This is a genomic window from Oceanobacillus damuensis, assembly GCF_001618145.1.
GTDB lineage: Bacteria > Bacillota > Bacilli > Bacillales > Amphibacillaceae > Oceanobacillus > Oceanobacillus damuensis.
Map to the genome: position 1 here is coordinate 1 of NZ_LQNF01000061.1, position 5842 is coordinate 5842.

Annotated in this window: 5 protein-coding genes; 4 read left to right on the top strand and 1 reads right to left on the bottom strand. The window is 37.6% G+C overall.

All coding sequences use genetic code 11. The features are described 5' to 3' along the window. The coding region (locus A4245_RS19255) for an MFS transporter (RefSeq protein ID WP_199860723.1) at positions 1-786 on the bottom strand (786 nt) is incomplete at its 3' end. A gap of 536 nt (positions 787-1322) precedes the next feature. Between A4245_RS19255 and A4245_RS19260 the strand changes: the two genes are divergently transcribed. The 4 genes from A4245_RS19260 to A4245_RS19275 all read left to right on the top strand — a co-directional run. Further along, on the top strand, positions 1323-2507 hold the full coding sequence (locus tag A4245_RS19260) for a galactokinase (protein ID WP_157087777.1): 1185 nt from the start codon (positions 1323-1325) through the stop codon (positions 2505-2507). Further along, a complete protein-coding gene (galE, locus tag A4245_RS19265; protein ID WP_067730944.1) occupies positions 2504-3499 on the top strand; it encodes a UDP-glucose 4-epimerase GalE in 996 nt (331 codons plus the stop codon). Before A4245_RS19260 ends, galE begins: the two co-directional genes overlap by 4 nt. A gap of 3 nt (positions 3500-3502) precedes the next feature. Beyond that, on the top strand, positions 3503-4981 hold the full coding sequence (gene galT, locus A4245_RS19270; protein WP_067730946.1) for a UDP-glucose--hexose-1-phosphate uridylyltransferase: 1479 nt from the start codon (positions 3503-3505) through the stop codon (positions 4979-4981). Positions 4982-4990: 9 nt separating this feature from the next. After that, a partial coding sequence (locus A4245_RS19275) for an aldose epimerase family protein (RefSeq protein WP_067730948.1) occupies positions 4991-5842 on the top strand: 852 nt, incomplete at its 3' end.

Here is a 5842-nt window from a genome sequence, read left to right on the forward strand (position 1 = left end):
GTTTAAGGCATAGCCAATACTATATACAATGAAATAAAAGAATACAATAATCCAATATTTGTTTTTTGGAAGGGTTTTCAAACTTTCTTTAAGAGGAACCTTATTACTTGGTTTCTTTACTGACTTAACCCGTTCTTTTGATGTTTTAAAAGTAACCGTAAAAATTACAACAGCCAATACACCCATGATGGCATAAGTGATAACCCATCCAGTTTGTCCACCTCCAAATGTTCCCACAAGAGGTATCGTAAGATTAGCTACAATCAAAACACCTATTTGAGCCAAAAACATTCTAAACAGATTTAGTACTTCTCTTTCATGCTGATTTTGAGTTATTAATGAATTTAATGTTCCATAAGGAATAACCACCATTGTAAAAAACAATACAAATACATTGTAACTAACAATGACATAAATAATTTGCCAGAAATTACTTACATCTGGAACCATGAATAACATTACCGTAAAAACAGCAAAAGGAACAGACATCCATAATAACCATGGACGAGCCTTTCCGTGCTTTGAATTGGTTTTGTCAACAGCCATCCCCATCAAGACGTCTGATACCCCATCAAGAAATCGTGAAAATAAAATAATTGTACCTATAATAGAGGCACTTAAACCAATTACATCCGTGTAAAAATAAACAATAAACATACCAACGGAAGCCCATGAAAGGTTAACAGCTACATCCCCTAACCCATACCCGAACCTTTCCGAAAATTTAATTTTCTCCTTGGCAGTGCTATTTTGCGAAGTTGAATGTAAATCATACTTTGGAATCATTTTCTTAAGTCCTTCCCCTCAATTTAAATTCTATTACCTTATTGAATATAACCATATAAATATGTAATCGCCTCCATTATTTAGTCAATAAACAATCAACTAAGTTAATTAATTAATTTAATTAACTTGATTATAATAGTAACCTCTGACCATGTCAATTTAATTTATTAAGAACATGTAAAGAATTACTAATATTTGAAATCGCTAGATTCTACTAAAGGTAGTATTAATAAACTAAAGAAACCAGGAAATACCTGAAAGCTCATAGTTTATTAGAGAAGGGTTTCTTTTAAACTCTCTCTTACAAGAAAACTCTGAAGAAAAATGGCATCGTGTTCTCCAAGATGTTTGCATCATCCGTCTGAATTAATCGGTTTCAAGATCATTGGATCTCCTATTATTCATTTAGGTAACTGTTGCACAATCACTATATTAATAGTAACATATTGTTAATTAATTAATTTAATTAACTAATGTAATCGCTATTTTGTTAGTAAACCATATAGTCAGTTAAAAAAGCAAAGGAGGAGGTCATCATGACTTCTATTGATCTAAATCAAAAATTTATAGAAATATTCAACACAACGAAAACACCAGCTACATTCTTCGCCCCTGGACGTATTAACCTAATTGGCGAGCACACAGATTACAATGGAGGACATGTGTTTCCAGCATCTATTTCATTTGGGACATATGCGCTTGGCCAAAAGCGCTCAGATCAAAAATTTCGCTTATATTCTATGAATTTCCCACAAATCGGAATAATTGAATGCGACTTATCGAGCCTGGATTATGATGAAACGCATAACTGGGCAAATTACCCAAAGGGAATGCTTCGCTATTTAAAAGAAGCAGGATTTGAATTTTCCAATGGGGCAGATATATTATTTTACGGCAACATCCCTAACAACGCAGGGCTTTCCTCTTCTGCATCAATTGAAATGGCTACTGGCGTTTTGATAGAAGGTTTATATGACCTGGAGATAGATCGCTTTAAGATGATACAGATCGGGCAAAAAGTGGAGAATGATTACATTGGCGTACAGAGTGGGTTAATGGATCAGTTTGCGATTGGCATGGGGAGGAAAGATTATGCAATTTTACTGAATTGCAACACTTTGGAATACGAATATGCACCACTAGAGTTAAAGGATCATTTCATCTTAATTATCTACACCAATAAACAACGATCATTAGCTGGGTCAAAGTATAATGAACGTCGCAAACAATGTGACCAATCCTTAAGCGATCTGAAGTCGAAACTATCAATAAATAGTTTGGGAGATTTGACAAAGAAAGAATTTGAACAATACAAGCATCTAATTCAAGACAAAACAAACCAAAAACGGGCCAAACATGTCGTTTATGAGAATGCCCGAACATTGGAGGCATTTGAAAAATTAAAAGAAAATGACCTAGAAGCTTTTGGAAAACTCATGAATGAATCACATAAGTCCCTCCAACAGGATTATGAAGTGACAGGATCAGAACTGGATACGATCGTTCAAGCTGCATGGGAACAAGAAGGCGTACTTGGCGCCCGTATGACAGGTGCTGGCTTTGGCGGATGTGCCATAGCCATTGTAGAGAAAGAGAGAATAGTAGACTTTAAGAATAATGTAAACGCCATTTATCATCAGTCTATCGGTTATGACGCTACCTTTTACACTGCAACCATCGGTGATGGCGCAAAAGAGATAACGGAAGGAGCATTAAAATGAGCGTATTAGTAGTAGGCGGAGCCGGATACATCGGCTCACATGCCGTTTATCAGTTAATTGATCAGGGAGATAATGTCGTAGTTATTGATAATCTGGTAACTGGTCATAAAGAGGCAGTCCATCCAAATGCAACATTTTATAAAGGCGATATTAGGGATCGTGATTTTCTCAGACATGTATTTGAAAAAGAAAATATTGATGCAGTTATTCATTTTGCAGCCTATTCCCTTGTTGGTGAATCCGTAGAAAAACCACTTCAATATTTTGATAATAACATGTACGGAACACAGGTGTTACTGGAGATAATGGTCGAATATAATGTGAACTACATCATATTTTCTTCCACTGCAGCAACATACGGTGAACCTGAGTCCGTACCAATCACAGAAATATCGCAAACAAATCCAACAAATACCTATGGGGAAACAAAACTGACAATGGAAAAAATGATGAAGTGGACGGAGCAAGCTCATGGAATAAAGTTTGTATCTCTTCGTTATTTCAATGTCGCTGGAGCTAGGGAATCTGCGGAAATCGGTGAAGATCATCGTCCAGAGACCCATCTTATTCCGATCATTTTACAGACTGCTCTTGGTCAACGCTCGAACATTACCATTTTCGGAGATGACTACGACACTCCTGACGGCACGTGTATTAGGGATTACATCCATGTAGAAGACCTTATTGATGCTCATCTTCTAGCCTTAAAGTATTTAAAAAATGGTGGAAACAGCAATATATTCAACCTTGGAAGCAACAATGGTTTTTCAGTGAAAGAAATGGTAGAGACGGCACGAAAAGTAACTGGCAAGAAAATATTAGCAAAGCATGGAGAACGGCGTGCAGGAGACCCAAGTGTCCTGATTGCCAGTTCTGAAAAAGCGAAAGAAACATTGGGCTGGAAGCCGGCACGAACTTCAATTACAAAAATCATCGAAGACGCTTGGAAGTGGCATACAACACATCCAAACGGCTATACAAAGGACGTGTGAAAAATGATCTATCAGCATATCAACGAACTTATTCAAAAAGCCATCGAAAAGGAACTTATATGTCAAGAAGATCAAATATATGTGCGAAATCAAGTAATGAACCTGCTACAGTTGGAGTCTTATCCGGAAAATATTACAGCGAAAGCGGATCACTCTATCCCAAACCTTATAGAAAAAATAATGACCTATGCAGTGGAAAATAATATCATTGATGATGTATTTGATGAGAAGGAAATGTTCTCTGCCGCGCTCATGAACTGTTTCATTGCAAGACCATCTGTCATAAACGAAACATTTTATAAAAAATATGAACAGTCACCTCAACTGGCAACGGATTATTTTTATAACTTAAGCAAAAACAGCAACTATATTCAGATGGATCGAATAGCAAAAAACATTCATTTCAAAGCAGAGACTTCTTATGGTGAAATGGACATCACCATTAATCTGTCGAAGCCCGAAAAAGATCCAGAGCAAATCAGAAGAGAACGAGAAGAAAAAAAACAAATCGATTATCCAAAATGTCTTCTATGCATTGAAAATGAAGGGTATACAGGTCGGACTGGCTATCCGGCACGTGCCAACCATCGCGTCATCCGTGTTCCTTTAGAAGGAGAAAACTGGCATCTGCAATATTCTCCATATGTCTATTACAGGGAGCATAGCATTGTACTCGCTGAAGAGCACCGGGACATGAAAATTGACAAAAACACTTTTGAACGACTGCTTGCATTCACGGATAAATTTCCACACTATTTTATAGGCTCTAATGCCGATCTACCAATTGTTGGCGGATCGATTTTAAGTCATGATCATTATCAGGCAGGCAATTATGAATTTGCGATGGAACGAGCAACCAATGAATTTTCCTTTACGCTGGAGAAATTCCCGGAAATAAAAGCATTCGTTTTAAAGTGGCCGTTATCTGTCATAAGGCTTCGAAGCGGACAAAAAGAGCAACTTCTCCAAGCAGCTGATCATATTTTAAAAACATGGAAAGCTTATACCGACGATGATGCTGACATTAGAGCATTTACAAATCATACACCGCATAACACAATTACGCCGATTGCACGGATACGTGATGGCATGTATGAGTTTGATCTTGTATTACGTAACAACCGAACATCCGAAATGCATCCGTCGGGAATCTTTCATCCACATGCTGATGTACATCACATTAAAAAGGAGAATATCGGACTGATAGAAGTATTGGGACTTGCCGTACTGCCGCCGAGACTGAAAGATGAATTAGGTGAAATCAAGCAATTTTTACTTGGTGAATCCAATGATGTTGCTGCTTATCATCAAGAATGGGCAAACCAAATCAAGCACGAGAAAGGGAAGCTTACAGATCCCGAACAAGTTGATGATGTAATTAAAAGGGAATTAGGGAAAAAATTTGTTCGTATTCTCGAGGACGCTGGAGTATTCAAAGAAAAAGCAGCATTCTATCGATTTATTAAGACATTAAATAAGTAGGTGAAGATAATGGATATTATCACGAAAAATATTTTCGATAGATGGAAAGAATTTACACTAGAAAATGACCATGGCATGACGGTGAGTGTCCTTAATTATGGAGGGGTTATTACCAACATAACCGTTCCAGACCGTAATCAAAAGATGGAAAATGTGGTTCTCGGGTATAAAGAATATGAAAAGTACAAAGAAAATCCAAATTATTTCGGTGCGTTAATTGGTCCAGTAGCAGGAAGAATACAGGATGCTTCGTTTGAACTAAATGGAGAAACACATACCCTAGAAGCAAATGAAGGGAAAAATCACCTACACGGCGGGAAAACCGGTTTCCACCAAGTAATTTGGAAAGTGGAACCATTTAAGACAGACCGTCATGTTGGTTTGAACCTGTTCTATAAAAGGGCGGATCAAGAAGGCGGTTATCCAGGCAATTTTGATGTCCATGTAACGTATACGTTAAATAACGACAACCAGCTACGTATTGATTACATGGCAGAGAGCGATGGAACGACTCCGGTTACACTGACAAATCACTCCTATTTTAATTTAAGCGGGGATATGAAAGATACTGTCCATCATCATGAAGTGACTGTAAATAGCGGGAAATTTGTCGAACTAGATGAGGAATTGATTCCTACTGGGCGTTGGATTGAAGTTGATGGAACAGCATTTGACTTCCGCGAGAGCCGCCCGCTTCATCATGGATTCAATGCTCGTTCCGAACAAAATGAAATTGCCGGAAGTGGATATGACCATTATTTTCTCTTTGATGAGAAGCAAGAGAAAAACGTCATTGTTCGACATGCCGATTCCGGACGTAAATTGACTATCAAAACCGATCAGCCAGGCATGGTTATGTAT

Excerpts from the sequence above, each read along its gene's own strand:
- A4245_RS19260 (WP_157087777.1), top strand. The coding sequence starts at position 1,323 with ATGACTTCTATTGATCTAAATCAAAAATTTATAGAAATATTCAACACA.
- galE (WP_067730944.1), top strand. The coding sequence starts at position 2,504 with ATGAGCGTATTAGTAGTAGGCGGAGCCGGATACATCGGCTCACATGCC.
- galT (WP_067730946.1), top strand. The coding sequence starts at position 3,503 with ATGATCTATCAGCATATCAACGAACTTATTCAAAAAGCCATCGAAAAG.